Consider the following 26614-nt stretch of genomic DNA (forward strand, 5'->3'; position numbering starts at 1 on the left):
GAAGTGGCCTCAGCGCCGTTCCCGTGTGCTGCGAAGTTTCCTTCGTAGCGAGCCGCCCATTATGCCAGACTTTTTCAGTCCGTCAACACCTTCGTTCGATCATCTCGTTCGGCGGTGGTGGGCGCCCTGATGTCGCTGAAGCCCCTTGGTGGCGACCCCTGCGACGGGGGAGGAGAAGTATGTCCCTATTCCCACCGTTTGTGAAGGGGGTGTGGCGATTTTTTTCAACGGATGTTGCATCCATTCATCCATCGCGCTGCGGTAGGAACCCGCGAAGCGCAGCCAAGCATGGGCTTGGCTCTACAAGAGCATAAGGAAGGGCCGGCTGCGCCGGCCCTTCCTTTGTCTCAGGCAGCGACCAGGCGCACGCGGGCGAAGGTGCGCTTGCCGACCTGCAGCAGGCCTTCGAAGCCCGGCTGCAGCACCTGCTGGCCATCTTCGACCACTTCACCGTCCACCTTGACCGCGCGTTCCTTGAGCTTGCGGTTGGCTTCGGAGTTGCTCGGGGTCAGTCCGGCCGCGGTCAACAGTGCGGCGATACGCAGGCCTTCGGCCGGGATCGCCACGTCCTGCAGCGGCAGCTGGGTGATGTCGCCCTGCCCGGTCACCGCCGCTTCCCAGCCGGCAATGGCCTGCTCGGCCGCCGCGGCGTCGTGGAAGCGGGTCGCCAGTTCACGCGCCAGGCGCAGCTTGACCACGCGCGGGTTCAGGCCGCCATTGGCGACCTGCTCGCGCAGCTGCACGGCTTCGGCCTGGCTGATGTCGAAGGACAACAGCTCGATCCAGCGCCACATCAGGGTGTCGTCCACCTTCATGGTCTTGGTGACGATGTCGATGGCCGGCTCGCTGATACCAATGTAGTTGCCCAGCGACTTGGACATCTTGTTGACGCCGTCCAGGCCCTCCAGCAACGGCATGGTCAGCACCACCTGCGGCTTCTGGCCGTGGTGTTCCTGCAGGCCACGGCCCATCAGCAGGTTGAACTTCTGGTCGGTACCGCCCAGCTCGACGTCGGCTTCCAGGGCCACCGAGTCGTAGCCCTGCACCAGCGGGTACAGGAACTCGTGGATGGCGATGGACTGCTGGGCAGCGTAGCGCTTGGCGAAATCATCGCGCTCGAGCATGCGCGCCACGGTGTGCTGGCCGGCCAGGCGGATCATGTCGGCCGCGCCCATCTTGCCGAACCACTCAGAGTTGAAGCGGACTTCGGTACGGCTGCGGTCCAGCACCTTGAACACCTGCTCCTCATAGGTACGGGCGTTGGCCAGCACGTCCTCGCGGCTGAGCGGCTTGCGGGTGAGGCTCTTGCCGGACGGGTCGCCGATCATGCCGGTGAAGTCGCCGATCAGGAAAATGACCTGGTGGCCGAGGTCCTGGAACTGGCGCATCTTGTTCAGCAGCACCGTATGGCCCAGGTGCAGGTCGGGCGCGGTGGGGTCGAAGCCGGCCTTGATCCGCAGCGGGCGGCCTTCCTGCAGGCGCGCACGCAGATCCTCGAGCTTGAGGATCTCGTCGGCACCGCGGCCGATCAGGGCAAGGGCTTCTTCAATCGAGGACACGTGACTACTCCCGGCAACGCCGATTCTTGTGTGGGGTGTTAAAGCAAAGTTAACCCGATTGGCTTCACAAAAGCCAATGGGCACAAGGGTTTGACGCGGTTTTCTCAGGTGTCTATGGTAACCGGCGATCAGGCCCGCGCTCCCGGGCTGCCAGGAAAAAACCGCCGATGCACAATTCCGAACAAGGGCGCGCACGCAAGCAGCGCTTCCAGGAACGCCTCCACGTCCTGCACGACAACGCCCTGCATCGGAAGCTCAGGCAACATCTTCCCGCCGCCTTCAATGAACGCTGGACCCGGCGCCATTGGATGCACGCCAGCCTGTTCGCGACCATCGGCGCCCTGGTGGCGACCATCGTCCCGGGCTTCTCGCACACCATCGACGCCCCCTTTGCCGACAGCCATACCAGCCTGGCGCTGCCGTTGCCGCCGCTGACCATGGCCCGCCAGCAGCAGGTGCCCGGTGACAGCTGGCAGGTGCTGCGCGTGCAGCGCGGCCAGACCCTGAGCGATCTGTTCGACAAGGCTGGCATCCCGGCCACCACCCTGCACCGGGTACTGGACCACCCGGGCGCGCGTGAGGCGCTGACCAAGCTGCGCCCGGGCGCCGAGATTGCCTTCGACATGCCGCTGTCCGGCGACCTGCGCAGCATCCGCTTCGACCGCGATGCCGACCACCGGGTGGAGCTGAGCCTGGCCGGCGATGACATCAAGGAGAAAGTGACCCAGCGCGAGACCTCCACGCGTACCGTGGTCACCAGCGGCGAGATCACCAGTTCTCTGTATGCCGCCGCCCGCCGGGCCGGGCTGTCGCCGTCGGCGATCGCGACGATGACCGACGACATCTTCAAGTACGACATCGACTTCTCGAAGGACCTGCAGCCGGGCGACCGCTTCAGCGTGGTGATGGATGAAACCTGGCGCGAAGGCGAGAAGGTGGACACCAGCAAGATCCTGGCGGCGACTTTCACCACCGGTGGCAAGACTTATTCCGGCTTCCGCTTCGACCGCAACGGCAAGTCCGAGTACTACGACATCAACGGCCGTTCGCTGAAGAAGAGCTTCATCCGCATGCCGATCCCCTTCGCGCGCTTGAGCTCGACCTTCGGCGCGCGCAAGCACCCGGTGCTGGGCAAGATGCGCATGCACAAGGGCGTGGACTACGCCGCGCGCACCGGCACCCCGATCATGGCCGCCGGCGATGCCCGCGTGCAGTTCGCCGGCGTGCAGCGCGGCTACGGCAATGTGGTGATCCTCGACCACGGCCGTGGCCACACCACCCTCTACGGCCACATGTCGCGCTTTGCGAACATCAAGACCGGCCAGCGCGTGGCCCAGGGCACGGTGATCGGCTATGTCGGCTCGACCGGCCTGGCCACCGGCCCGCACCTGCACTACGAATTCCGCGTCAACGGCGAGCATCGCAATCCGCTGACTGTGACCATGCCACCGCCGGAGCCGCTGAAGGGCGCCGAGCTGGTCGCCTTCCGCTCGCAGACCGCACCGGCGATGGCCCGCATCCAGGGCATGGAGAAGCTGATCTACGCCGACGCCAGCCCGGCACCGACCAGCCGCGACGAGGCCGCCCCCGAGGTTGCCAGCGCCAAGGACAAGCAGCCGACCGGCCGCAAGCGCGGCTGAGCGCCCTGCGTTGACGAAGAAGGACGCGGCAGCCCAAGCTTGCCGCGTCCTTTTTTTATGCCTGCCATGAACACGACTGCCGACGCTGACGCCCCCCTGTACCTTGGCCTGATGTCGGGCACCAGCGCCGATGGCATCGATGCCGCGCTGGTGCAGTTCCCCGCCGGCGGTGGCTGCCGCTTCGTGCACGGGCTGACCGCCCGCTGGGAGCCGGTGCTGCGTGCGCGGCTGGTGGCGCTGGGCGAAGGCGGACCGCTGGACTCGCTGGAAGAACTGGGCGAGCTGGATGCACGGATCGCGATCAACTTCGCCGAAGCCGCCAATCAACTGCTGGCCGAGGCCGGCGTGGACCGCAGCCAGGTGCGCGCGATCGGCTCGCACGGCCAGACCGTGCGCCACCGCCCGCTGGCCAACCCCGCCTTCACCGTGCAGCTGGGCGATGGCAACCGCATCGCGGAGCTGACCGGGATCACCACGGTGTCCGACTTCCGCCGCCGCGACGTGGCAGCCGGTGGCCATGGCGCACCGCTGATGCCGGCCTTTCACCTGGGCATGCTGGGCACCGCCGACGAAGACCGCGCGGTGCTCAACCTGGGCGGCATCGCCAACCTGACCCTGATCCCGCGCGAAGGTGCGGTGCGTGGCTTCGATACCGGCCCGGCCAACGCGTTGATGGATGCCTGGTGCCAGCGCCATACCGGCCGCACCTTTGATGCCGACGGCGCCTACGCCGCCAGCGGCGCGGTGGACGAGGGCCTGCTGGCCGGCTGGCGCTCGGACCCGTGGTTCGCGCTGCCGCCGCCGAAGAGCACCGGCCGTGAGCAGTTCCACCTGGCCTGGGCCGAGGCCCACATGGGCGAAGGCCAATACGCTGCCGCCGATGTGCAGGCGACCCTGCTGGAGCTGACCGTGGCGACGGTGGCCGATGCGCTGCTGGCGCAGCAGCCGCAGACCCGGCGCCTGCTGGTCTGTGGCGGCGGGGTACGCAACCGGCAGCTGATGAAGCGCCTGGCGGCGCGGCTGCCGGGAGTGCAGGTGGAGTCCAGCGCGGTGCACGGGCTGGACCCGGAGTACGTGGAAGCGATGGGCTTTGCGTGGCTGGCGCAGCGGACGATGGACGGGCTGGCCGGCAACCTGCCGAGCGTGACCGGGGCGAAGGGGCCGCGGATCCTGGGAGCGATCCACCTGGCGTGAGGTGGCGCCATCCACGCATGGCGTGGATCTACCGGGCAGCCGAGCGTGGGCTCGGCCCTACAGCATTGCGGCACGGCCGCTAATCGAAGCCCTGCCCTGCGGGCAAGGCCTGCAGGGCCGCGATGGCGTCGGAGAGCGCGTCCACTTCGGGATCGCCGAAGCCGGAGCGAACCTCCAGTTCACTACTGAACAGGCCCTGCTCCAGCAAAGCGGCGCAGGTCTGTTCGTGGGTCCAGCCGCGGGCGACCGCGACACGTCGGATGCGTTCCAGCAGCAGCGGGTCCAGGTCCCGCAGCACAACGTCGGCCATGCTCACTTCCCCGTTCGCAAGGCACCGCCCCCTCGGCGCGTCGGGGGCGATGATCCCGCAGACGGGGCGGGCAGGCAATCAGGTCGAGCTGGCGGCCTGACGACGGCGCTGCTGCAGGATCAGCAGGGCGCAGAGGATCACCACCGGGATCGCCACCAGCGCGGTACCGACGAAGAACAGCGCGTAGCCTTCCAGCAGCGTCCGGCCCTGTGCGAGCGTCTGTACCGACCACCCCGAGAGCCCCTTGAGCGCCTTGCCGGGCATCGCGTAGAACGAGCTCAGCAGCGCGTACTGGGTTGCGGTGTATCCGATGCTGGTCAGGCTCGACATATAGGCGATCAGCGCCGTACCGGCGAAACCGCTGGCGAAGTTGTCGATTGCCATGGCCACGGCGAAATGGGTCGTGTCCGGGCCCGAATAGGCCAGCCAGGCAAACGCCAGGTTCGAGGCCGGACCCAGCACGGCACCCACCATCAGCGCCGCCAGCACCCCCCAGCGCACCGAGACCAGGCCCGCCGCAGCAATGCCGACGAAGGTCGCGACCAGGCCCACCGAGCCTCGCACAGCGCCAACGGTGTCCTCGTCCAGGCCGAGATCGACGTAGAACGGGTTGGCCATCGGCCCCATGACGAAGTCGGCCATGCGATAGACGCTGATGGCCACCAGGATCAGGATCGCGCCGCTGCGATGCTCGCGGACAAAGGCGATGAACGGCCCCGCCACGGCATCGAACAATCCGCGCGGCGTCCATAGGGAAGTCGCCTGTGCCTGCACGGCAGCCACTTCCCGCGCGGGTTCACGGGCCATGACCACGGCCACGACGCCAAGCGCCATCAGCACGGCCATGATCTCGTAGGAAACCTGCCAACCAACACGGGCTGCGATGATCAGGATCAGCGCATCGGTAACCAGCAATGCAGTGCGGTAGCCCAGTGCCGAGGATGAGGTCAGCAGTCCAAGCTGCTCGCTGTTGTCAGCACTTTCAATGCGCCAGGCATCGATGACGATGTCCTGGGTGGCCGAAGCAAATGCGACGATCACGGCCATCACGCCGAACACGACGATGTGCTGCCAGGCGATACCCAGGAACTGGATCTGGCCCCCCTTGGGCTGGACCAGCGCCATGCCGACAAGGCCCACCACCACAACCAGCTGCGACAGCAGCATCCAGCCGCGGCGGCGGCCAAAACGACCGAACAGAGGCACGTCGGTCTTGTCGACGATCGGTGCCCACAGGAACTTCATGGTATAGGCCAGCCCGACCCATGACAGGAAGCCAATCGTGCTCAGCTCGATGCCTTCCTTGCGCATCCAGAAGCCGAGCGTGTTGCCCACCAGATAGATCGGCAGGCCGGAACTGAAGCCGAGCAGCAGCATCGCCAGCACCTTGCGCTGGCTCAGGTTGGAAACCACCTGCTGCCATGGCCGGCGCGGCTTGGCAGCCTCGGTCACAGGTCGTAGTCCACGATGAACGGCGCGTGGTCGGAGAAGCGCTCGTCGCGGTAGATCGAGCAGCTGCGCAGGCGGTCACGCAGGCCCGGGGTGATGAACTGGTAATCGATGCGCCAACCGACGTTGTTGGCGCGGGCAGCGCCGCGGTTGCTCCACCAGGTGTAGTCCTCGCCGGTGGGGTTGAGCAGGCGGTAGGCGTCAGCCCAGCCACGGCCGGCGGCGACATCGGTGGCCTGGCCATGGTCGGCGCACAGGGCATTGAGCCAGTCGCGCTCTTCCGGCAGGCAGCCGGAGTTCTTCTGGTTGGACTTCCAGTTCTTGATGTCCAGCGCCGAACGCACGATGTTCCAGTCGCCGCACAGCACGTAGTCGCGGCCGCTGCGCGCCCATTCCTCGAGGATCGGCCGCAGCCATTCCATCACTTCGAACTTGAAGCCCTGGCGCAGGTCGCCCGAGCTGCCCGACGGAATGTAGAAGGAGACCACGCTGAGGTTGCCGTAGCGTGCCTCGATATAACGGCCTTCGTCGTCGAACGGGGCCCAGCCCAGCGAGGTGATGACCTGGTCCGGCTCGCGCTTGCTGTAGATCGCCACGCCGCTGTAGCCCTTCTTGGTGATGGCATCGCGGTAGAAGCAGTGGTGGCCATCCGGGCGGAACATCGGGTCGGTCAGCTGGTCTTCCTGGGCCTTGGTTTCCTGGATGCACAGGACGTCGGCGTCCTGGGACCGGAACCAGTCGAGGAAGCCCTTGGTCGCGGCGGAACGGATGCCATTGGCGTTGAAACTGATGATGCGCATGCGGGGGACCTACGGCGGGAAACCGGGCAAGCATACCGGTTGCCCGCGGGGCTGCGCAGTCCGCCAGGCCGGGCCGCGACGCCCTTCACACGGGCCCGGACGAGCGCGAAACGCCCAGCTGGATTAGGATTTGTGCTCCAAATGAAGATGAATCGAGTTTTGATGAGCGACCACCGCCACCGTTTCCTGCAGCTGGCCCTGACTGCCGACGCCCTGCGCTTCGGCCAGTTCACCCTCAAGTCCGGCCGGCTGAGCCCCTATTTCTTCAACGCCGGTCGTTTCGACTCCGGTTCGCTGCTGTCGCAGCTCGGCGCCTGCTACGCCGATGCCATCGACGCCACCGGGATCAAGTACGACGTGGTGTTTGGCCCGGCCTACAAGGGCATTCCGCTGGCCACCGCGATGGCCTGTGAGCTGGCCCAGCGTGGCCGCGACCTGCCGCTGTCGTTCAACCGCAAGGAAGCCAAGGACCACGGCGAGGGTGGCCAGCTGATCGGCGCCGACATGCAGGGCAAGCGCGTGCTGATCGTCGATGACGTGATCACCGCGGGTACCGCGATCCGCGAAGCGCTGGGCATCATCCGCGCCGCCGGTGGCACCCCGGCCGGCATCGTGGTGGCGCTGGACCGCCAGGAGATCGCTTCGGAAACCGATCGCCGTTCGGCGGCGCAGTCGGTGGCCGAGGAAGCCGGCATTCCGGTGATCGCCGTGGCATCGCTGGCCGATCTGCTTGATTTCGCCTCCGGCAACCCGGAACTTGTGGGTTACCGGCAGCCGCTGGAAGCCTACCGGGCCCAGTACGGCGTCCGTTCGATCCGCTGACCGACCCAGGGGAAAGGTCATGTCCCGAGTTCCTGCTGTGCTCTTTGCCGGCCTGCTGCTGGCCGTGCCGTTCACGCTGCCGGCGCAGTCGCGGGGTGGCGACAAGACGGAAAAGAAGCTGTACTGCTGGAACGAGGGCAAGGAGCGGATCTGCAGTGATTCGCTGCCGGCCGATGCGGTCAACCATGCCCGCGAGGAATTCAACGCGAAGAGTGGCCTGCGCAATGCGCAGGTCCAGCGCGCGTTGACCGACGAAGAGCGCGCCGCCGCCAGCACGGTGGCCGCGCAGCAGCAGCTGGACCTGATGGCCGAGCAGACCCGCCAGCGCACCGAGCAGGCGATGCTGACCACCTATGGCAGCGAGGACGACCTGCGCCGGGTGTTCGCCGAACGCCAGGAAGTGCTGGACAACAACCTGAAGACGGCCGAGTACAACGTCACCAGCCTGCGTGAGTCGCTGGTGGCCCTGTTGTCGGCGGCCGGCGACCGCGAACTGGCCGGTGCCAAGGTGGCCGACAAGCAGGCCGAGGCGATCCGCCAGCGGCACGTGCAGCTGCAGTCGCAGCAGCGCCTGCAGGCCGGGTTCCTGCAGCAGCAACAGGCGTTGAAGGCCGAGATCGACAGCACCCTGCAGCGCTATCGCGAGCTGAAGGGCGTGGCGCCGGCTGCCCCGGCGGGCTGACGACGCTCCTGCCGCCGGGCATGGCCCGGCGCTACCCGTGGCCTGGTTACGGCTTCGGACGATGAATTTATGCACTTTTTACGCGTCGGCCCAGTCCGGCGCGTAGTGCGTTTATGGGGGGCAGGACGACGATGACGGCCTGAGGTGGAGGGGTTCCACCAGGACGCTATTGCAATGTCCCCCTGGCTGTCGTTGTTGTGTGGCGTGCTGGTGCTGGTCGCCGCCGCCTATCTTCTTTATGTCGTGCTGCGGCCCGAGTCGTTCTGAGCGGAGCCGGCCATGACTGAGATGCTTGTGATTATTGCCGCCAGCCTGCTGCTGGCGTGGCCGCTGGGCCTGTACCTGGCCCGCGTGATGCGTGGCACGCCGATGAAGGTCGACGTGCTGTTCCACTGGATCGAGAAGCCGCTGTACAGGGTGTTCGGCGTCGATCCATCGCGCTCGATGTCCTGGCGCGGCTACGTGCTGGCCTTCGTACTGAGCAACGTGGTGGTCGCGGTCCTGACCCAAACGGTGTTCATGACCCAGGCCTGGCTGCCGCTGAATCCGGACCAGATCCCGAACATGCGCTGGGACACCGCGCTGCACACGATGATCTCGTTCCTGACCAACACCAACCAGCAGCACTATTCGGGCCAGGCGCAGCTGTCCTACCTCTCGCAGATGACCGGCATCACCGGCCTGCAGGTGGTGACGCCGATGATGGGTCTGGCGCTGGCGGTGGCGACGCTGCGCGCGTTGTTCTCGCGTGCGCCGCAAGCTGCGGCGGCCACCGGCAGCGGCGATGACCGCCAGATGGCGGTGGGCAACTACTACGTGGACGTGGTGCGCCTGTGCGTGCGCTTCCTGCTGCCGCTGTGCCTGGTGTGGACGCTGGTGCTGACCAGCCAGGGCGTGCCGTCGACGATGGCCGGTGGGCCACAGGCCACGCCGATCGATGCCAGCGCTGGCATGGCCGAACAGAAACTGCCGTTGGGCCCGGTGGCGGCGATGGTCGCGGCCAAGCAGCTCGGTGCCAATGGTGGCGGCTGGTACGGCCCGAACAGCAGCTTCCCGCTGGAGAACCCGACCCCGCTGTCGAACGCGCTGGAAATCGTCGGCATCCTGCTGGTGCCGATGGCGGTGATCTTCATGATCGGCGCGTTCACCGGCCGGCGCCGATTCGGCGCCCTGGTGTTCAGCTGCATGCTGGGCATGTCGCTGCTGTCCACCGGCGCGATGATGTGGAGCGAAGGGCATAGCGCCAGCGCCGCCACCCCGCTGCTGATGGAAGGCAAGGAAGTGCGCTTCGGCGCCGATGGCACTGCGCTGTGGGCGGCGGTGACCACCCAGGTCTCCAACGGCTCGGTCAACGGCATGCACGATTCGCTGGCGCCGCTGAGTGGCGGCATCGCGATGGTCAACATGCTGGTCAGCGCGATCTGGGGCGGCATCGGCTGTGGCCTGCAGCAGTTCATCGTGTACCTGCTGCTGGGCGTGTTCCTGGCCGGGTTGATGACCGGGCGTACGCCGGAACTGTTCGGCCGCAAGCTGGAGACGCCACAGGTACGCCTGCTGGCCCTGCTGGTACTGCTGCAGCCGATCACCTTGTTGGTGTTCACCGCGATCACCCTGGCCGTACCCGGCCTGGCGGGCACCTCCAACCCCGGTTTCCATGGCATCAGCCAGGTCTTCTACGAGTACGTCTCGGCTTACGCCAACAACGGTTCGGGCTTCGAAGGGCTGGGTGACGCCACGCTGTGGTGGAACCTGAGCTGCTCGCTGGTGCTGCTGCTGGGCCGCTTCCCGCTGCTGATCATCCCGCTGGTGGTGGCCGCACAGCTGGCCGCCAAGCGCCAGGCACCGGAGTCTGCCGGCAGCCTGCAGATCGAAACCCCGACCTTCGCCCTGACCCTGGTCTCGGTGATCGTCATCCTGACCGTGCTGCAGTTCATGCCGGCGCTGGTACTCGGCCCGATCGCCGACCACCTGAGCCTGGGACTGCACTAAGGACACCCCGATGAGTACCCAAGCAAGTTCCACCCGCAGTTCCCTTGCACCGCGCCCTGCCCTGCTCGATGGCGCCGGCCTGCGCCGTGCGCTGGTCGAGGCAGTGCGCAAGCTGTCACCGATGCACCTGGTGCGCAGCCCGGTGATGGCAGTGGTGATGGCCGGCACGATCGTCGCCGCCATCGTCACCCTGACTGGCAATGCACCGCTGGGCTTCGGCCTGGCGGTGACCGCGATCCTGCTGGTGACCGTGTTGTTCGGCAATTTCGCCGAAGCAGTGGCCGAGGCGCGTGGCCGTGGCCAGGCCGCGTCGCTGCGGCGTGCCCGCCAGGATCTGGTGGCACGCCGGCTGGCTGCGCCGCAGCCGGGGGCAACCGAAGCCCAGGTACCGGCCGCCGAACTGCGCCCGGGCGACCATGTGATCGTCAGTGCCGGTGAGCTGGTACCGGCCGATGGCGAGATCGTGCAGGGCCTGGCCACCATCAACGAAGCGGCGGTGACCGGCGAATCGGCACCGGTGCTGCGCGAGGCCGGTACCGACCGCTCCGGCGTGATCGGCGGCACCAAGGTGCTGTCCGACCAGATCATCGTGCGGGTGACCGCCGAGCCCGGCCACAGCTTCCTGGACCGGATGATCGCGCTGGTGGAGGGTGCCAACCGCCAGAAGACGCCGAACGAGATCGCGCTGACCCTGCTGCTGGCCGCGATGACGCTGACCTTCCTGGTGGTGGTGGCGACGCTGCCGGCGATCGGTGCCTCGGTGGGCGTCAAGGTCGACCCGCTGTTGCTGATCGCGCTGCTGGTGTGCCTGATCCCGACCACCATCGGCGGGCTGCTGCCGGCCATCGGCATCGCGGGCATGAACCGTGCGCTGGCCGCCAATGTGCTGGCCAAGTCGGGCAAGGCGGTGGAAGTGGCCGGCGACGTCGACGTGCTACTGCTGGACAAGACCGGCACCATCACCTACGGCGACCGCCAGGCCAGCCATTTCCACCCGCTGGCCGGCATCGACGCCAGCCAGCTGCGCGAAGCAGCACTGCTGTCTTCGCTGGCCGACCCGACCCCAGAAGGCAAGTCGATCGTGCGCCTGGCGCGCGAACAGGGCTGCGCCACCGCCGAACCGGACCATGCCGAGTATCTGGCGTTCAGTGCACAGACCCGCATGTCCGGCGTGGATCTTGAACATGGGCGGCAGATCCGCAAGGGTGCCGCCGATGCGATCCGTGCCCATGTACAGGCGCTGGGCGGCACGGTGCCGGCTGAACTGGCCGGCCGCGTCGAGCAGGTCGCACGCAATGGCGCCACCCCGCTGGTGGTGGCCGAAGGCCGCCATGTGCTGGGCGTGATCGAGCTGTCGGACGTGGTCAAGCACGGCATGCGCGAGAAGTTCGCGCAGCTGCGGGCGATGGGCATCCGCACGGTGATGATCACCGGTGACAACCCGCTGACCGCCGCTGCCATCGCTGCCGAAGCAGGCGTCGATGACTACATCGCCGAGGCCCGCCCGGAAGACAAGCTGGCACGCATCCGCCAGGAGCAGGCCGGTGGCCGCCTGGTGGCGATGGTCGGCGACGGCACCAACGACGCCCCGGCGCTGGCGCAGGCCGACATCGGCCTGGCGATGAACTCCGGCACGCAGGCGGCGAAGGAGGCCGGCAACATGGTCGACCTCGATTCGGACCCCGCCAAGCTGCTGGCGGTGGTGGAGGTGGGCAAGCAGCAGTTGATCACCCGCGGCGCGCTGACCACCTTCTCGCTGGCCAACGACGTGTCCAAGTACTTCGCGATCCTGCCAGCGCTGTTCGCCGCAGCCGTTCCGACCATGGCCGCACTGAACGTGATGCAGCTGTCGAGCCCGCGCAACGCGGTGCTGGCGGCACTGATCTTCAATGCCCTGGTGATTCCCGCCCTGATCCCGCTCGCCCTGCGTGGCGTGCGCTTCCGCCCGGCCACTGCAACCGCACTGCTGCGCCGGAACATGCTGGTGTACGGCCTCGGCGGCGTGCTGCTGCCGTTCGCAGCGATCAAGGCGATCGACCTCCTTCTTGTCCTGGTATTCGGCGCATGAACCGTTCCGCTTCCACCTCCACCTCCCTGTCCCGCGAAGCAAAAGCCGAGGCCCGTGTGGCCAGCCTGCAGGATGGCGCAAGCTGGCGCCCGGCCATCGGCCTGGGCCTGGCCACCCTGCTGCTGGCCGGCGCGGTCTACGCCGGCATCGCCACCGGCTTCGCCGGTCTGGCTTACCCGACCCAGGCCGAGGGCAGCCTGCTGCGCGATGGCAAGGGCCAGGTACGCGGCTCGGCGTGGCTGTCGCAGCCGTTCACCGGTGACGGCTACTTCCAGGCACGCCCGTCGGCCGCCAACTACGACCCGATGGCCGCGGCCGGTTCCAACCTGGCGCGCAGCAACCCGGCGCTGGCCGAGCGCGTTGCCGCCAGCACCGCGGCGGTGGCCGCACGCGAAGGCGTTGCCCCGGCGCAGGTGCCCGCGGATCTGGTCACCCAGTCCGCTGGCGGCCTGGATCCGCAGCTGTCGCCGGCGGCGGCACAGCTGCAGGTAGCTCGCGTGGCGCGTGCCCGTGGCCTGCCGGTGGAGCGCGTGCAGGCATTGGTGCAGGCGCATACCGAAGGACGCCAGTGGGGCCTGTTCGGCCAGCCGCGGGTGAACGTGGTGACGCTGAACTTCGCGCTAGACCACGCGGCCAAGGCGCCGTGATGCCGGCCTGCACCGGCTGCGCGCACAATGGCGGCCATGACAGCGGCACCCATGACTGATGCGCGTACCCGCCAGGCCGATGCCCTGGTCGAAGGCCTGCAACGCGAAGCCGGCGGCAAGCTGACCGTGTTCCTCGGTGCGGCGCCGGGCGTGGGCAAGACCTACACCATGCTGACCCGCGCGCAGGAACAGCTGCGCCGTGGCGTTGACCTGGTGGTCGGGCTGGTGGAAACCCACGGCCGCGCCGATACCCAGGCGCTGCTGGAGGGCCTGCCGCAGCTGCCGCTGAAGGCAGTGGCCTACCACGGCCACACCCTGCAGGAGATGGACCTGGATGCCGTGCTCGCGCGGCACCCGGCGCTGGTGCTGGTGGACGAACTGGCCCACCGCAATGCGCCGGGCAGCCGCCATGAGCGGCGCTGGCAGGATGTGATGGAGCTGCTGGATGCCGGCATCGACGTCTGGACCACGGTCAACATCCAGCATCTGGAAAGCCTCAACGATGTGGTGATGCGCATCACCGGCGTGCGCGTCAGTGAGACGGTGCCGGACGGTGTGCTCGACCGCCTGCACGACATCGTGCTGGTCGATCTGCCGCCGCGCGAACTGATCGCGCGCCTGCAGCAGGGCAAGGTCTATGTGCCCGAACAGGCCGCGCAGGCGCTGCAGGCGTTCTTCTCGCCGGCCAACCTGACCGCGCTGCGCGAGCTGGCGATGCAGGAGGCGGCCGACCGCGTCGACAGCAGCCTGCGCGAAGCACGTGCCGCGCGTGGCGAGAGCAACCTGCCGCTGCGTCGCGGCGTGCTGGTGGCCATTGATGGCGGCGGTCAGAGTGAATACCTGGTGCGGGTGGCGCGGCGCATCGCCGAACGCCGCGACGCACCGTGGACGGTGGTGACCGTACAGGGGCGACGCCAGGACGAGGCGACCCGGCGCGAGATCGATGCGGCCTTCGCATTGGCACGGCGGCTGGGCGGCGACGCCGAACTGCTGCACGGATCGAGCATCGCCGATGCCCTGCTCGACCATGCCGCACACAACGGCGTATCGACCCTGGTGCTGGGCCGGACCCGCGAACGTCCGCTGGCGCGGATGTTCAACCGCACCCTGACCCAGCAGCTGATCCAGCGCGGCGCGCATTACGAGATCACCATCATCAGCACGCCGCAGGCGCGGGCGCGCTCGCGCCGCGAGGGCCTGCTGCCGCCGATGCGTGGCATCAGCTACGAACCAGCACAGGCCCTGATCGCCACCGCACTGGCCTGCGCGGTGGCATGGCTGGCCGAGCGCTGGGTGGGCATGGCCGACCTGTCGATGGTGTTCATCGTGGCGGTGGTGTTGGTGGCCGCACGCACCCGCGCCAGTGTGGCGGTGATGGCGGCGATCCTGTGCTTCCTCGCCTACAACTTCCTGTTCATCGCGCCGCGCTTCACCTTCGCCATCGGTGCGCGCCAGGGCGTGATCACCGTGTTCCTGTTCCTGGCCGCCGCACTGGTGGCCGGACGCCTGGCCTCGCGCCTGCGCATGCAGGTGATCGCGCTGCGTGCGGCCAACCGCCATGCGCGTGCGCGCCAGCAGCTGGGCCGCCAACTGGCCAGTGCCGCCGGCAACGGCGAGGTGGCGCAGGCGGGTCGGCATGCACTGGAACAGGCCATGGACGTGCCGGCGTGGCTGCGCATCGGCGCCGATACCGCCACCGGTGGCCGCAGCCAGCCGGGCGATACCGACCTGGCCGCCGCCGACTGGGCGCTGCGCCACGGCCAGCCCAGCGGCCGCTTCACCGACACCCTGGCCGGTGCGCAATGGTGGTTCCTGCCGCTGCTCGACGGCGAGGATCGTGCGATCGGCGTAGCAGGCCTGTACCTGCCCGGCGCGCAGGCACGCCTGCTGCCCGAGCAACGGCAGCTGGCCGAAGCAATGGTCGATGACATCGCGCAGGCCGCGCTGCGTACGCGGCTGGTGGCCGAGCTGGAGCAGGCGCACGTCAGCAACGAGACCGAACGGCTGCGCTCGGCCCTGCTTTCTTCGGTGTCCCACGACCTGCGCTCGCCGCTGGCGGCGATGATCGGTTCGGCCGACAGCCTGGCCAGCTATGGCGCGGCGATGGATACGGCCGATCGCCGTGCCCTGCTGGACACCATTCTGGTCGAGGGCGAACGGCTGGACCGCTACATCCAGAACCTGCTGGACATGACCCGCCTCGGCCACGAAGGATTGAAGATCAACCGCGACTGGATCGGGGTGGACGAACTGATCGGCTCGGCGGCGCGGCGCCTGCAGCGCTACCAGCCCAAGGTACGGCTGGAGCTGGATATTCCGGCCACGCTGGCGCCGATCTGGGTGCATCCGGCACTGGTCGAACAGGCGGTGTTCAACGTGATGGAGAACGCGGCCAAGTTCTCGCCGCCCGACGCCGCCGTGCAGGTGCAGGCGCGCGAACTGGACGGCCAGCTGCGCATTGACGTGATCGATGCCGGCCCCGGCATTCCCGATGACGAGCGCGCGCGCATCTTCGACATGTTCTACAGCGTTGAACGCGGCGACCGCGGCCGCCACGGCACCGGCCTGGGCCTGACCATCTGCCAGGGCATGATCGGCGCGCATGGCGGCAGCGTGCAGGCGCTGCCCGGACGCGACGGTCGCGGTACCCTGATCCGCATCACCCTGCCCCTGCTCAAGCCAGCCTCCCACGATGAGCCCGACCCCGATTGATGCCAGCGTGCCGGCCGCGCGCGTGCTGGTGATCGATGATGAAACCCAGATCCGCCGGTTCCTGGACATCAGCCTGCGCGCGCAGGGCTACCAGGTGCGACAGGCGGCCACCGGCCAGGAAGGCCTGCAGCTGGCGGCCAGCGAGGACATGGACCTGGTGATCCTGGACATCGGCCTGCCGGACATGGAAGGCCATGAGGTGCTGGAGCAGCTGCGGCAGTGGAGCCAGGTGCCGGTGATCATGCTGACCGTGCGCGCCGGCGAAGCCGAGAAGGTGCGCGCACTGGATACAGGTGCGAACGACTACGTGACCAAGCCGTTCGGCACGCAGGAGCTGATGGCACGGGTACGGGCGCTGCTGCGCACGCGCAGCGTGCCAAGTGATGGCACGCCACCGGTGTTCGACGATGGCCACCTGCATGTGGACCTGGTGCGCCGTGAAGTGGCGCTGGACGGCGAGCCGGTGGCGTTGACCCGCAAAGAATACGCGTTGCTGTCGCTGCTGCTGCGCAACGCGGGGCGCGTGGTGACCCAGCCACAGATCCTGCAGGAAATCTGGGGCCCGACCCACCAGCACGACACCCACTACCTGCGCATCCTGGTCGGCAAGCTGCGGCACAAGCTGGGCGACTCAGCGCTGGATTCGCGCTACCTGTTCACCGAGCCGGGCGTGGGATTGCGTTTCAAGGGGTGAAGGTGTGCCGACCAACGGTCGGCACCCACGGTGTGTGGATGGACATCCATCGAAGCGCATCCACGCATGGCGTGGATCTACTGTGTCGACCAAGGTCGACACCTACCAACGGCGGTCCATGCCGTTCCGACAGATCGCGGAAATCTGTCGAAGGCGGGGTGGGTCCGGTTGCGGGGGCGTGAGCCGCATGGATGCGGCGACCGAGCTTACATGGACGTACTTGCAGCGTCCCCCGCAACCGGACCCACCCCGCCATCCCACGGATAGCCGGCCTTTGACGTTGACGTTGACGTTGACGTTGACGTTGACGTTGATTCGGCGGGTGCCGGGCGCAGCCCGGCCCCAGCTCAGAACCCCAGCGGGGTGTCGCCCAGCACCGGCTGCAGCTGGCTGCGGAACAACGCCTGGATGCGTTCCAGTGCCGCCTCGTCGTTGCCCTCGAAGCGCAGCACCAGCACCGGCGTGGTGTTGGAAGCTCGCACCAGGCCCCAGCCATCGGGGAAGTCCACGCGCAGGCCATCGATGGTCGACAGGCGACCGCCCACATACGGGTTGTCCGGCGACTGCGCCGCTGCCACCAGCATCGCCACCAGCGCGTGCGGCGTACCGTCGGCCACCGGCACCTTCAGTTCCGGCGTGGCCACCATCTCCGGCAGTTCGCCCAGTACCTCGTCCGGGGTCTCCTCGCGCTGGGCCAGGATCTCCAGCAGGCGCGCCGCCGCATACAGGCCATCGTCGAAACCGAACCAGCGCTCCTTGAAGAAGAAGTGGCCGCTCATCTCGCCAGCCAGCTCGGCGTCGGTCTCGCGCATCTTCGCCTTCATCAGCGAATGCCCGGTCTTCCACATCAACGGGCTGCCACCATTGCGCAGCACGTGGTCGGACAGCTTGCCGGTGCACTTCACGTCGTAGATCACCATCGCGCCGGGGTTGCGCATCAGCACATCAGCGGCAAACAGCATCAGCAGGCGGTCGGCATAGATGATCCTGCCTTCGCCGGTGACCACGCCCAACCGGTCGCCATCGCCATCGAAGGCGACGCCGAGGTCGGCGCCGAAGCGCTTGACCGTCTGCACCAGGTCTTCCAGGTTGGCCGGTTCGCTCGGGTCGGGATGATGATTGGGGAAGGTACCGTCGACATCGCAGTACAGCGGAATGACTTCGGCGCCGATCGCTTCCAGCAGCTGCGGTGCGAGCGCACCGGCAACGCCATTGCCGGCATCGGCCACGACCTTCAGCGGGCGGTCCAGCTGCACGTCATCGGCGATGCGCTGGATGTAGTCGGCACTGACATCGCGCTGCTGGTAGTCACCGGGCTCGGCGGCCTGCACGAGGCGACCCTCGACGATGCGCTGGTAGAGATCGGTGATGGCATCGCCGGACAGCGTCTCGCCGCCGATGACCACCTTGAAGCCGTTGTACTCGGGCGGGTTATGACTGCCGGTGACCGCCACGCAGGTGCCGGTACGCAGATGGAAGGCGGCGTAGTACACGACCGGGGTCGGTGCCAGGCCGATGTCGATCACAGCGCAACCGGCGCGCCTCAGGCCCTCGGCCAATCCTGCGGCCAGTTCCGGGCCGGACAGGCGGCCGTCGCGGCCGATCACCACCTCGCGCAGACCCTGCTCCAGTGCCACGGTACCGATGGCCTGGCCGATCAGCGCCGCCGTCTTCGGCGTCAGTTCGCTGCCAACCACGCCACGGATGTCGTAGGCGCGGAAGATACCGGCCGCCAGTTCCTCGGCCGGAACCGGCGGCGGAGGCGGCGGTGCACTTTCAGTTGTGCTGGCCTCGGCCACCGGCGGCGGCGCCATCTGCAGGCTCTCGCTCAGGGTCGGGCCATGATCCGCTTCCGCCACGGCCGCACGGCGCGGCAGCGGCAGCGACTTCGGCAGGCGGCCACGACCGACCACCAGCAGCACGGCGATGAACGCCAGCAGCAGCGCGACGATGGCGCTGGCCAGCGAACCCAGGCCCAGCGGACCGGGTTCGACATTGGGTACCGCGGCCACCAGCCGCAACGGCGTGCCCGGAATCGGCCGCGCCAATGCTTCGGCACTTTCTGCCAGGCCGGCATCGCCCTGGGCGACGAGGTCATGCGTGCCCTGGCGCAGGCCAAGGAAACCGGCCGATGGCGCACTCACCTGGTCCAGCGGCGAGGTCAGTCGCAGCAATGGCTGGCGCACGTAGAGCACTGCCGGGCCCAGGCTGCCCAGCTGCACCGGTGCCGCCAGGCCCAGGCGATTGCCACCACCATCGCGGACCACGCGCAGGCTGGGCTTGCCTTCGGCCAACGCCGCTTCCAGCAGCGCCAATCGGGCATAGCCGAAGGTCGCCGGGTCGGCATAGGCGCCGGCCAGATCGGCCGTCAATACTTCGGCGTGCTCGACGCCGGTCCAGCTCTCGCGGACAGCGAGTGCCGCCGCAGCGGCATCACCGGCCTGCAGCGCCTGCTGCACGCGCTCGTTCTTCAGCTGCTGCTGCAACTGCTTCAGCTGGCCAGCAGCAGCCTCCTGCAGGCCTTGCACGGCCTGGTCACGCGCAGCTTCCAGCGCCTGGCCGTTGGCCTCCTGGCGCCATTGCTGCACCGCGCTCCATCCGAACCAGCCGGCCAGCAGGACCAGCAGCACCCCCAGTAGTGGCGCACTGCGTCCCAACGACCGTCCCCGCTGTCCTTCCCCGATGCCGCTCATCGATGTCCCCTGTCAACGCACCCCGGTATGGCCGAATCCACCCGTTCCCCGCACGCTGTCGGTGAAAGTATCCACCACCTGCAGGCTGACGCGGGCAATCGGCACGACCACCAGCTGCGCGATGCGATCGCCCGGCTCGATGGTGAAGGCCTCGCGGCCACGGTTCCAGACGCTGATCAGCAGCGGGCCCTGGTAATCGGCGTCGATCAGGCCGGTACCGTTGCCGAGCACGATGCCGTGGCGGTGACCCAGCCCGGAACGCGGCAGGATCACCGCGCACAGGTTCGGGTCGGCGATGTGGATGGCCAGGCCGCTGGGCACCAGCGCGGTGTCGCCCGGCTGCAGGGTCAGCGCGGTATCCAGCGCCGCGCGCAGGTCCATGCCGGCGCTGGCTTCGGTGGCATAGGCCGGCAGCGGCCAGCTGTCGCCGAAGCGCGGATCGAGCAGCTTGACCTGCAGCGGTTGGGAAAGGGAAGCCTGGGTCATGCCTGGAGTCTCCGCGCGATCAGCGCCAGCAGTTGTTCGGCCAGCTCGCGCTTGGAGGTGGCCGGGAATACCTGTTCACCGTCCTGCCAGAAGGCAGTGGCGGCATTGTTGTCACTCTCGAAACCACCGCCGCTGATGCCGACCTGGTTGGCGATCACCAGGTCCAGGCGCTTGTCGACCAGCTTGCCACGCGCATATTTCTCCACGTCGTGGGTTTCGGCGGCAAAGCCGACCACCAGCTTCAGCGACTGCGTCTGCGCGGCAACTTCGGCAAGGATGTCCGGCGTGCGCACCAGCTCGATCACCAGCGACTGGCTCTCGGCGGTCTTCTTCAGCTTCTGCGGAGCCACCTGCCGTGGCGTGTAGTCGGACACCGCAGCGGCACCGATATAGATGTCTGCCGGCAACGACTTCAGCACGGCATCGCGCATCTGCGCGGCCGAGCGCACATCGACCCGCTGCACGCCGGGTGGCGTCGGCAGCTGTACCGGGCCGCTGACCAGCACCACCTGGGCGCCCATCGTCGCGGCGGCCGCGGCCAGGGCGAAGCCCATCTTGCCGCTGCTGCGGTTGCCGACGTAGCGCACCGGATCGATGTCTTCATAGGTCGGGCCAGCGCTGATCAGCAGGCGCAGGCCCTGCAGCGCGCGGGTTTCCGGCGCGGCAACGGTCGCGGCACTGCTGCCATTGGCGGCCAGCGCCGCCACGATGTCGCCGGGCTCGGCCAGACGACCCGGACCGGACTCGCCTTCGGCCAGCGGACCGTCGACCGGGCCGATCACCTGCGCGCCGCGCTGGCGCAGCAGGGCGATGTTGGCCTGGGTGGCCGGATGCAGCCACATGCGGTGGTTCATCGCCGGGCAGAGGGTCAACGGCGCGGTGCTGGCCAGGCACAGGGTGCTGACCAGGTCATCGGCGTGGCCCTGGGCCAGCCGTGCCAGCAGATCGGCGGTCCCCGGAGCGACCACGATGCGGTCGGCCCAGCGGGCCAGCTCGATGTGGCCCATGGCCTGTTCGGCGGCGCTATCCCACAACGTGGTGCGGGTCGGCTGCCCGGACAAGGCCTGGAAGCTGAGCGGAGTGACGAACTGCTGGGCACCGGCGGTCATCGCCACCTGCACCTGGGCACCGGCGTCGCGCAGGCGCCGCACCAGTTCCAGCGCCTTGTACGCCGCGATCCCGCCGCCGACGCACAACAGCAGTTTCTGACCTTCCAGCGCGCGGGCCGGCGCGGGGGAAGCGTTGGGGGAGTCAGCCACCTGGAATTCCTGTGCAAACGAGGGCGCTAGCTTACCCGATGGTCGGTAATGTCCCGGTGCAGGGCGCACATAGCGGGCGGCTATCAGCAGATGGAGTCCGCCTACGTTGACCCGGGATTCACCCGGTATCAGTTTCGGACCTTTCCTATACCTCTGCGGGTCTGCACTTTTGCAGAATCAGGCATTGGCTGCCGCCCGCCGTGGCCTGTTCGACCTTCGAGGAGCCGCGTGCATCCACGCATCATCATCGCCGACGACCATCCCGTGGTCCTGCATGGCATCCGTATCGTGCTGCAGACCTACCTGATGGACATCGTCGGCAGTGCGCGTGACGGCGCCCAGCTGCTGGAGCTGGTGGACCACCACGATTGCGATGCGGTGCTGACCGACCTGTCGATGCCGGGTGCCGGCCCGGACGGTCCGGAGCTGATCGACGCGCTGCGCATCCGCCGCCCTGGCCTGCCGGTGGTGGTGCTGACCGGCGCCCGCCATCCCGGCCTGCTGGACGGTCTGCTGCGGGAGGGCATCAGTGGCCTGGTCGACAAGTGCGCCGATTTCGCCGAGCTGCCCCACGCACTGAACGCCGCACTGGCCGGGCAGGTATTCGTCTCCCAGCAGCTGCGCCACCACCTCCAGGCGCGCGACCTGCTGTTTCCGCGCGAACCGGCGCCGCTGTCGGCACGTGAACAGGAAGTGCTGGAGCTGCTGGCGGCTGGTCTCAACGTGAACGAAGTCGCCGAACGCTGTGGGCGCAGCCCGAAGACCATCAGCCGGCAGAAGGCCGAAGCCAAGCGCAAGCTGGGCCTGCAGAACAACCAGGAGCTGTTCGACTACCTGCAGACCCGGCGCGGTTAGGGCATTGGGACTCAGCCAGCGGGAGCGGCGCAACCAGGGGCAGAAAGGACAATGGCTGCCAAGGGCACATCCGACGATACCCGCCAGGGAACCTGCTCCTCGCCTCCCTTGCGGTGCCCAAGGCCAACCAACACGCGTCCGTCCGGGCTGACCAGAGAGCCCTCCCAACGGGTATCTTCAGGGAGCTCCACAGGAAGTGCCCGCAGCCAGTCTTGCAGACGACACACGCCATTGCTGCGCGTCCAAATCAGTGCCTGATTCGAAAACGGCTCGCTTCCCAGCAAGATTCCGCCCTGCAGATCCATCCACACGATCGACATTGGCTCGTAGCGATCGATCCCTGCGGCCTGGAGCGACTGCTCCGAGGCGAACTGACCAATCTGGAGCGTGTCATCCGACATGGGTGCAAGCGAGGCAGGGTCGATTTCATCGTTTCGCCACCGGATCCGCATGGGCATCGCGGGATCGCCTGGTTCAGGCCCGTCGACAAAGAAAGTGCCATGAACGACAGCCGGATCCGGGTCGAAATGGGTAGGACGTGTACCGTCGGCTCCTTCAGGCGCCGGAAGAATGCGATAGCCCCCTGCCTCGCTCCACAGGTAGGGCTGCTCGCTATCCGGTGAGTGGTAAAGGTACTCCGCTCCCCCGACGACGGTCCCATCAGCGTTCATCGCCAGGCCTTGGTGGGATTCACTGACCGGGGTAACCGCAACCCGTTCGCCCCCAGGCAACCAGCGGAGAACCTGCATCGCGGTCGAGATTCGGGTCTCCACCAGGATGATCTGACCATCCCTGCTGATTGCCCGAGCCGAACTGTCCTCTGCCTCGTTCCGCGGTGACAGCCAACGGACGCCATCCTGACGGGACCATCGGAATGCCTGCGAGAAGCAGCATCCTCGACGCCCAGTCCCCGCCAGTACAGCGCCATCGAAGCTTGCCGCCACGACGGCAACTCCGCTGTTGGCCAACGAGGGCAGTTCCTCGTAGGTCGCCGCAGCGTCCCCAGCCCCCGCCGGACCAGGCAGCATCGAGGTTGAAAGAATCAGGATCAGGGAAAGTCGCTTCATCGGGTCTCCCAAGCACACCGTTGAAGTCTAGAGAAGGCGATCAGTGGATCCATTGAAGTTTGTTGCAAATCTGCCTGGTAGGCATCGACTGACCCCTCTCATCCCGGTTTCCTGATTTCGGTGGTGGGGCCAAACGTCCAGGATTGGGGCCATGCCCATCCACGACTGGCCCGAACAGGAACGCCCCCGCGAGAAGCTGATCGCGCGCGGGCCCACGTCACTTTCCGACGCCGAACTGCTGGCCCTGTTTCTTGGCTCCGGGTTCGGTGGCCGCGATGCCGTGCAGACTGCGCGCGACCTGCTGCAGGCGCATGGCCCGTTGCGGGTGCTGCTCGATCGCCCCGCGCGGGAGCTGGCCCGCCTGCCCGGGCTGGGCCCGGCGCGCAGCTGTGCGCTGGCTGCCGGGCTGGAACTGGCCCACCGCTACCTGGCCGCCGAGCTGGAACACGGCGAAGCGGTCGGCAACAACCCGGCCGCGGTCGGCCGCTATCTGCAGCACCGCCTGCGGGGGCAGGCCCGGGAAATCTTCATGGCCCTGTTCCTGGACAACCGCCACCGCCTGATCGCCTGCGAGGAACTGTTCCACGGCACCATCAACGCCGCACCGGTCTACCCCCGCGAAGTGGTGCGGCGCGCCCTGCTGCACAACGCGGCGGCGGTGATCCTCAGCCACAACCACCCTTCCGGCGACCCGGAACCCTCCAGCGCCGATACCCGCATCACCGACGAACTGCAGCAGGCCCTGGCGATGGTGGACGTGCGCCTGCTGGACCACTTCGTGGTCGGCGAGGGCCGTCCCGTTTCATTTGCTGAACGGGGCCTGCTGTCCCCGCCCCAGCCACGCCTGTTCGGCTGAGCGCGGCCCCTTCAGGCGCCATCGGCCGCCCCCACAGGCATGTTCTGGTCAGCGTGGGCGCGGGTATCTGCGCTAAAATGGGCGATTCCGCCGCTCATTCTCACAGCAGGCCTCGTGAAAAATCTCCTCCGCGCCCTGATCAGCCAAGGCATCGAAGCCTTGCGCGCCAATGGCACCCTGCCCGCCGACTCCCTGCCGCCGGACTTCGTGGTCGAGCGCCCGAAGACCCGCGACCACGGCGACTTCGCCACCAATGCCGCGATGCTGCTGGCCAAGGCCGCGCGCAGCAATCCGCGCGCACTGGCACAGGCATTGGTCGAGGCGCTGCCGCGCAGCGAGGACGTCAGCAAGGTCGAGATCGCCGGCCCCGGCTTCATCAACTTCCACCTGGCCCCCGCCGCGTACCAGCGCGAAGCCGCCTCGGTCATCAAGGAAGCCCACGACTACGGCCGCAACCTGTCCGGCAATGGCCGCACGGTGGGTGTGGAGTACGTGTCGGCCAACCCGACCGGTCCGCTGCATGTCGGCCATGGCCGCGCGGCGGCGATCGGCGACTGCGTGGCACGTGTGCTCGATGCCAACGGCTGGAACGCCAAGCGTGAGTTCTACTACAACGACGCCGGCGTGCAGATCGAGAACCTGGCGCTGTCCACCCAGGCGCGGATCAAGGGCATCGCGCCGGACCAGGACGGCTGGCCGGAAGGTGGCTACCGCGGGGAGTACATCGCCGACGTCGCCCGCGCCTACATGGCCGGCGCCAGCGTCGATCTGGAAGGCAGCACCGTGGTCGGCGCCAAGGACCCGGACGACATGCAGGCGATCCGCCGCTTCGCCGTGGCCTACCTGCGCAACGAGCAGAATCTGGACCTGGCCGCGTTCGGCGTCGACTTCGACATCTATTTCCTGGAAAGCTCGCTGTACGCCGACGGCAAGGTAGCCGAAGCGGTGGCCAAGCTGCAGGCCTCGGGTCATACCTATGAAGAAGGTGGCGCGCTGTGGCTGCGCAGCACCGACTTCGGTGACGACAAGGACCGCGTGATGCGCAAGTCCGACGGCACCTTCACCTACTTCGTGCCGGACGTGGCCTACCATCTGTCCAAGTGGCAGCGCGGCTACGAGCGCGCGATCACCGAACTGGGTGCCGACCACCACGGCTCGCTGGCACGCGTGCGCGCCGGCCTGCAGGCGATGGAAGTGGGCATCCCGCAGGGCTGGCCGGAATACGTGCTGCACCAGATGGTCACCGTCATGCGTGGCGGCGAGGAAGTGAAGCTGTCCAAGCGTGCCGGCAGCTACTTCACCCTGCGCGACCTGATCGAGGAAGCCGGCCGCGATGCCACCCGCTGGTTCCTGATCGCGCGCAAGCCCGATTCGCAGCTGACCTTCGACATCGACCTGGCCCGCCAGCAGAGCAACGACAACCCGGTGTTCTACGTGCAGTACGCGCATGCCCGCGTCTGCAGCCTGCTGCGCCAGGCGCAGGAGAAGGGCCTGGTGTACGAACAGGGCAACGGCCTGGCCAACCTTGGCCGCCTGGCCGACGACGCTTCGCTGCTGCTGATGAACGAGATCTCGCGGTACCCGGAAGTGGTGGAAGCGGCTGGCGTGGCGCTGGAACCGCACCTGGTGGCGCAGTACCTGCGTGAATTGGCGCACGCCTTCCACACGTGGTATCACGGGACGCCGGTGCTGGTGGAAGACGCCGCCGATCGCAACGCCAAGCTGACCCTGGCCTGCGCCGCGCGCCAGGTGCTGGCCAACGGCCTCGAACTCCTGGGCGTCAGCGCCCCGGAAAAAATGTAAGCATCAGGAGACGCAGTACACATGGCAGCACGACGCGGCAAAAACCAGGCACGACGCAACAGCAGCAGCCAGGGCACACCCGGATGGGTGTGGCTGGTCGCTGGCGTGGCGATTGCGGCCGTGGTGTTCCTGGCGGCGCCGAACCTGTTCAAGGGCGAAGGCGATGGCTTCCTTCGCGCCGGTCCGCAGCCGAACCCGAACGCGCAGCCGGCCCCGGTCGCGGATGCCGACAGCGATGTGGGCACCCAGCCGGCCGCGCAGCCGGCCACGCCGAAGCCGGCCGAACCGGAAAAGCCGGCCGCCACCCAGTACGACTTCTACACCCTGCTGCCGGGCAAGGAAGTTGAAATGTCCGACGCCGAACTGGCCGCCAGCGCGCGTGCCGAAGACCAGCGCCGGGCCAAGGCCGAAGCGCAGCGCGCGCAGGCGGCACTGGAAGGCAAGCCGGTTCCGGCCGCCGCCGCTACGCCGGCACCGACGGCAACCGCCAGCGTGGCCAGCACCGCACCGGTAACCGCCACCAGCCGTCCGCTGCCGGCACCGCTTAGCGAACGCCCGGCTGCAGCAACGCCGCCGGCCAGCACGCCGACGGCGTCGACCAGCACCGCCGCTGCCACTCCGGCGGCGCGTGCGGAAACCCCGCCGACCGCGGCCAGTACCCCGGCCGCTGCTGCACCGGCGGCCGCCGACAACGCCCGCTACATCCTGCAGGCGGGTGCTTTCGGTGCCTCCGGCGATGCCGAGGCCACCAAGGCCAAGCTGGCGATGATGGGCCTGGCGGCACGCGTGGAGTCGGCGCAGATCAACGGCAAGACCGTGTACCGCGTGCGCATGGGGCCGTATGGCAGTGCCGGCGAGTTGTCCGAAGCCAAGCAGAAGCTGGATGGCACCGGCCTGCAGGCAATGGCGATCAAGGCGCAGTAAGCCTGCCGATGTGAATGAAAAAGCCGGGCATTGCCCGGCTTTTTTTGTTTCTGTGGAGTCGAGCATGGCTCGACTGGGGGTAGAACAACAGTCGAGCAAGCTCGA

At 67.8% G+C, this 26614-nt stretch carries 22 protein-coding genes; 14 read left to right on the forward strand and 8 right to left on the reverse strand.

The features are described 5' to 3' along the window. Positions 1 to 347: 347 nt before the first annotated feature. Positions 348 to 1559: a tyrosine--tRNA ligase gene (tyrS, locus tag AC13GF_RS10230; protein ID WP_049431058.1), complete on the reverse strand. Its 1212-nt coding sequence runs from the start codon at positions 1557 to 1559 to the stop codon at positions 348 to 350. A 167-nt stretch (positions 1560 to 1726) separates the two neighbouring features. On the opposite strand from tyrS, the gene AC13GF_RS10235 reads away from it, so the two are divergent. Together AC13GF_RS10235 and AC13GF_RS10240 are read left to right on the forward strand one after the other, a co-directional pair. Beyond that, the gene (locus AC13GF_RS10235) at positions 1727 to 3199 is read left to right on the forward strand and encodes a peptidoglycan DD-metalloendopeptidase family protein (RefSeq protein WP_483004534.1); all 1473 of its coding nucleotides are present in this window, start codon (positions 1727 to 1729) and stop codon (positions 3197 to 3199) included. Between the two features lie 66 nt (positions 3200 to 3265). Further along, positions 3266 to 4393, forward strand: coding sequence for an anhydro-N-acetylmuramic acid kinase (locus AC13GF_RS10240; RefSeq protein ID WP_164158157.1), 1128 nt, complete (start codon positions 3266 to 3268; stop codon positions 4391 to 4393). Positions 4394 to 4472: 79 nt separating this feature from the next. Here AC13GF_RS10240 and AC13GF_RS10245 read toward each other — a convergent pair whose 3' ends face one another. The 3 genes from AC13GF_RS10245 to AC13GF_RS10255 form a co-directional block, all read right to left on the reverse strand. Continuing rightward, positions 4473 to 4703, reverse strand: a complete 231-nt coding sequence (locus AC13GF_RS10245) for a hypothetical protein (RefSeq protein WP_005420465.1) — start codon at positions 4701 to 4703, stop codon at positions 4473 to 4475. A 78-nt stretch (positions 4704 to 4781) separates the two neighbouring features. After that, on the reverse strand, positions 4782 to 6155 hold the full coding sequence (locus AC13GF_RS10250; protein WP_049435222.1) for a muropeptide MFS transporter: 1374 nt from the start codon (positions 6153 to 6155) through the stop codon (positions 4782 to 4784). Further along, entirely contained in the window at positions 6152 to 6952 is an 801-nt protein-coding gene (locus AC13GF_RS10255; protein ID WP_032128444.1) for an exodeoxyribonuclease III, read from the reverse strand. Before AC13GF_RS10255 ends, AC13GF_RS10250 begins: the two co-directional genes overlap by 4 nt. 162 nt (positions 6953 to 7114) lie before the next feature. Between AC13GF_RS10255 and pyrE the strand changes: the two genes are divergently transcribed. The 8 genes from pyrE to AC13GF_RS10295 all read left to right on the forward strand — a co-directional run bounded on the left by pyrE (position 7115) and on the right by AC13GF_RS10295 (position 16566). Continuing rightward, positions 7115 to 7774, forward strand: coding sequence for an orotate phosphoribosyltransferase (gene pyrE, locus AC13GF_RS10260; protein WP_049448676.1), 660 nt, complete (start codon positions 7115 to 7117; stop codon positions 7772 to 7774). 19 nt (positions 7775 to 7793) lie between these two features. Further along, a complete protein-coding gene (locus tag AC13GF_RS10265; protein ID WP_483004535.1) occupies positions 7794 to 8456 on the forward strand; it encodes a hypothetical protein in 663 nt (220 codons plus the stop codon). Between the two features lie 174 nt (positions 8457 to 8630). After that, positions 8631 to 8723 (forward strand): potassium-transporting ATPase subunit F, encoded by a 93-nt coding sequence (locus AC13GF_RS10270; RefSeq protein ID WP_005407770.1) that lies wholly within the window; start codon positions 8631 to 8633, stop codon positions 8721 to 8723. Between the two features lie 12 nt (positions 8724 to 8735). After that, entirely contained in the window at positions 8736 to 10445 is a 1710-nt protein-coding gene (gene kdpA, locus AC13GF_RS10275; protein ID WP_483004536.1) for a potassium-transporting ATPase subunit KdpA, read from the forward strand. Positions 10446 to 10455: 10 nt separating this feature from the next. Next, on the forward strand, positions 10456 to 12513 hold the full coding sequence (gene kdpB / locus AC13GF_RS10280; RefSeq protein ID WP_483004537.1) for a potassium-transporting ATPase subunit KdpB: 2058 nt from the start codon (positions 10456 to 10458) through the stop codon (positions 12511 to 12513). Further along, complete coding sequence (gene kdpC / locus AC13GF_RS10285; protein WP_483004538.1) at positions 12510 to 13160, forward strand: potassium-transporting ATPase subunit KdpC; 651 nt, start codon at positions 12510 to 12512, stop codon at positions 13158 to 13160. Before kdpB ends, kdpC begins: the two co-directional genes overlap by 4 nt. A 51-nt stretch (positions 13161 to 13211) precedes the next feature. Then, positions 13212 to 15872, forward strand: coding sequence for a sensor histidine kinase (locus AC13GF_RS10290; protein WP_049448686.1), 2661 nt, complete (start codon positions 13212 to 13214; stop codon positions 15870 to 15872). Further along, the gene (locus AC13GF_RS10295; RefSeq protein ID WP_004153862.1) at positions 15853 to 16566 is read left to right on the forward strand and encodes a response regulator transcription factor; all 714 of its coding nucleotides are present in this window, start codon (positions 15853 to 15855) and stop codon (positions 16564 to 16566) included. The genes AC13GF_RS10290 and AC13GF_RS10295 overlap by 20 nt, the downstream gene beginning before the upstream one ends. A 347-nt stretch (positions 16567 to 16913) precedes the next feature. Here the strand turns inward: AC13GF_RS10295 and AC13GF_RS10300 are convergent, their stop codons facing one another. The 3 genes from AC13GF_RS10300 to coaBC are packed head-to-tail and all read right to left on the reverse strand — an operon-like array spanning position 16914 to position 21004. Beyond that, on the reverse strand, positions 16914 to 19259 hold the full coding sequence (locus AC13GF_RS10300; RefSeq protein WP_483004539.1) for a phosphomannomutase/phosphoglucomutase: 2346 nt from the start codon (positions 19257 to 19259) through the stop codon (positions 16914 to 16916). A 12-nt stretch (positions 19260 to 19271) separates the two neighbouring features. Then, positions 19272 to 19745 (reverse strand): dUTP diphosphatase, encoded by a 474-nt coding sequence (gene dut, locus AC13GF_RS10305; protein WP_005420510.1) that lies wholly within the window; start codon positions 19743 to 19745, stop codon positions 19272 to 19274. Further along, the gene (gene coaBC / locus AC13GF_RS10310; protein ID WP_295554384.1) at positions 19742 to 21004 is read right to left on the reverse strand and encodes a bifunctional phosphopantothenoylcysteine decarboxylase/phosphopantothenate--cysteine ligase CoaBC; all 1263 of its coding nucleotides are present in this window, start codon (positions 21002 to 21004) and stop codon (positions 19742 to 19744) included. Before coaBC ends, dut begins: the two co-directional genes overlap by 4 nt. Positions 21005 to 21232: 228 nt before the next feature. Between coaBC and AC13GF_RS10315 the strand changes: the two genes are divergently transcribed. Then, complete coding sequence (locus AC13GF_RS10315; protein ID WP_126929932.1) at positions 21233 to 21859, forward strand: response regulator; 627 nt, start codon at positions 21233 to 21235, stop codon at positions 21857 to 21859. 11 nt (positions 21860 to 21870) lie between these two features. Here the strand turns inward: AC13GF_RS10315 and AC13GF_RS10320 are convergent, their stop codons facing one another. Then, positions 21871 to 22926 carry a hypothetical protein gene (locus tag AC13GF_RS10320; RefSeq protein ID WP_483004540.1) on the reverse strand — a complete coding sequence of 352 codons (1056 nt, stop codon included), beginning with the start codon at positions 22924 to 22926 and terminating at the stop codon, positions 21871 to 21873. A 151-nt stretch (positions 22927 to 23077) separates the two neighbouring features. Here AC13GF_RS10320 and radC point away from each other — a divergent pair, with 151 nt between their 5' ends. The 3 genes from radC (at position 23078) to AC13GF_RS10335 (ending at position 26509) form a co-directional block, all read left to right on the forward strand. After that, positions 23078 to 23782 (forward strand): RadC family protein, encoded by a 705-nt coding sequence (gene radC / locus AC13GF_RS10325; RefSeq protein WP_483004541.1) that lies wholly within the window; start codon positions 23078 to 23080, stop codon positions 23780 to 23782. A gap of 114 nt (positions 23783 to 23896) precedes the next feature. Next, positions 23897 to 25585 (forward strand): arginine--tRNA ligase, encoded by a 1689-nt coding sequence (gene argS, locus AC13GF_RS10330; protein ID WP_012478915.1) that lies wholly within the window; start codon positions 23897 to 23899, stop codon positions 25583 to 25585. A 21-nt stretch (positions 25586 to 25606) separates the two neighbouring features. Beyond that, positions 25607 to 26509 (forward strand): SPOR domain-containing protein, encoded by a 903-nt coding sequence (locus AC13GF_RS10335; RefSeq protein ID WP_483004542.1) that lies wholly within the window; start codon positions 25607 to 25609, stop codon positions 26507 to 26509. Positions 26510 to 26614 lie beyond the last annotated feature (105 nt).

The organism is Stenotrophomonas sp. 22LJNL06-5-1 (assembly GCF_056861455.1).

Coding starts and splice junctions, on each gene's coding strand:
- AC13GF_RS10300 (WP_483004539.1), bottom strand. CDS start 19,259: ATGAGCGGCATCGGGGAAGGACAGCGGGGACGGTCGTTGGGACGCAGT.
- AC13GF_RS10235 (WP_483004534.1), top strand. CDS start 1,727: ATGCACAATTCCGAACAAGGGCGCGCACGCAAGCAGCGCTTCCAGGAA.
- dut (WP_005420510.1), bottom strand. CDS start 19,745: ATGACCCAGGCTTCCCTTTCCCAACCGCTGCAGGTCAAGCTGCTCGAT.
- AC13GF_RS10245 (WP_005420465.1), bottom strand. CDS start 4,703: ATGGCCGACGTTGTGCTGCGGGACCTGGACCCGCTGCTGCTGGAACGC.
- AC13GF_RS10255 (WP_032128444.1), bottom strand. CDS start 6,952: ATGCGCATCATCAGTTTCAACGCCAATGGCATCCGTTCCGCCGCGACC.
- radC (WP_483004541.1), top strand. CDS start 23,078: ATGCCCATCCACGACTGGCCCGAACAGGAACGCCCCCGCGAGAAGCTG.
- AC13GF_RS10320 (WP_483004540.1), bottom strand. CDS start 22,926: ATGAAGCGACTTTCCCTGATCCTGATTCTTTCAACCTCGATGCTGCCT.
- AC13GF_RS10295 (WP_004153862.1), top strand. CDS start 15,853: ATGAGCCCGACCCCGATTGATGCCAGCGTGCCGGCCGCGCGCGTGCTG.
- AC13GF_RS10290 (WP_049448686.1), top strand. CDS start 13,212: ATGACTGATGCGCGTACCCGCCAGGCCGATGCCCTGGTCGAAGGCCTG.
- AC13GF_RS10240 (WP_164158157.1), top strand. CDS start 3,266: ATGAACACGACTGCCGACGCTGACGCCCCCCTGTACCTTGGCCTGATG.
- AC13GF_RS10335 (WP_483004542.1), top strand. CDS start 25,607: ATGGCAGCACGACGCGGCAAAAACCAGGCACGACGCAACAGCAGCAGC.
- kdpA (WP_483004536.1), top strand. CDS start 8,736: ATGACTGAGATGCTTGTGATTATTGCCGCCAGCCTGCTGCTGGCGTGG.
- AC13GF_RS10270 (WP_005407770.1), top strand. CDS start 8,631: ATGTCCCCCTGGCTGTCGTTGTTGTGTGGCGTGCTGGTGCTGGTCGCC.
- kdpB (WP_483004537.1), top strand. CDS start 10,456: ATGAGTACCCAAGCAAGTTCCACCCGCAGTTCCCTTGCACCGCGCCCT.
- kdpC (WP_483004538.1), top strand. CDS start 12,510: ATGAACCGTTCCGCTTCCACCTCCACCTCCCTGTCCCGCGAAGCAAAA.
- AC13GF_RS10265 (WP_483004535.1), top strand. CDS start 7,794: ATGTCCCGAGTTCCTGCTGTGCTCTTTGCCGGCCTGCTGCTGGCCGTG.
- pyrE (WP_049448676.1), top strand. CDS start 7,115: ATGAGCGACCACCGCCACCGTTTCCTGCAGCTGGCCCTGACTGCCGAC.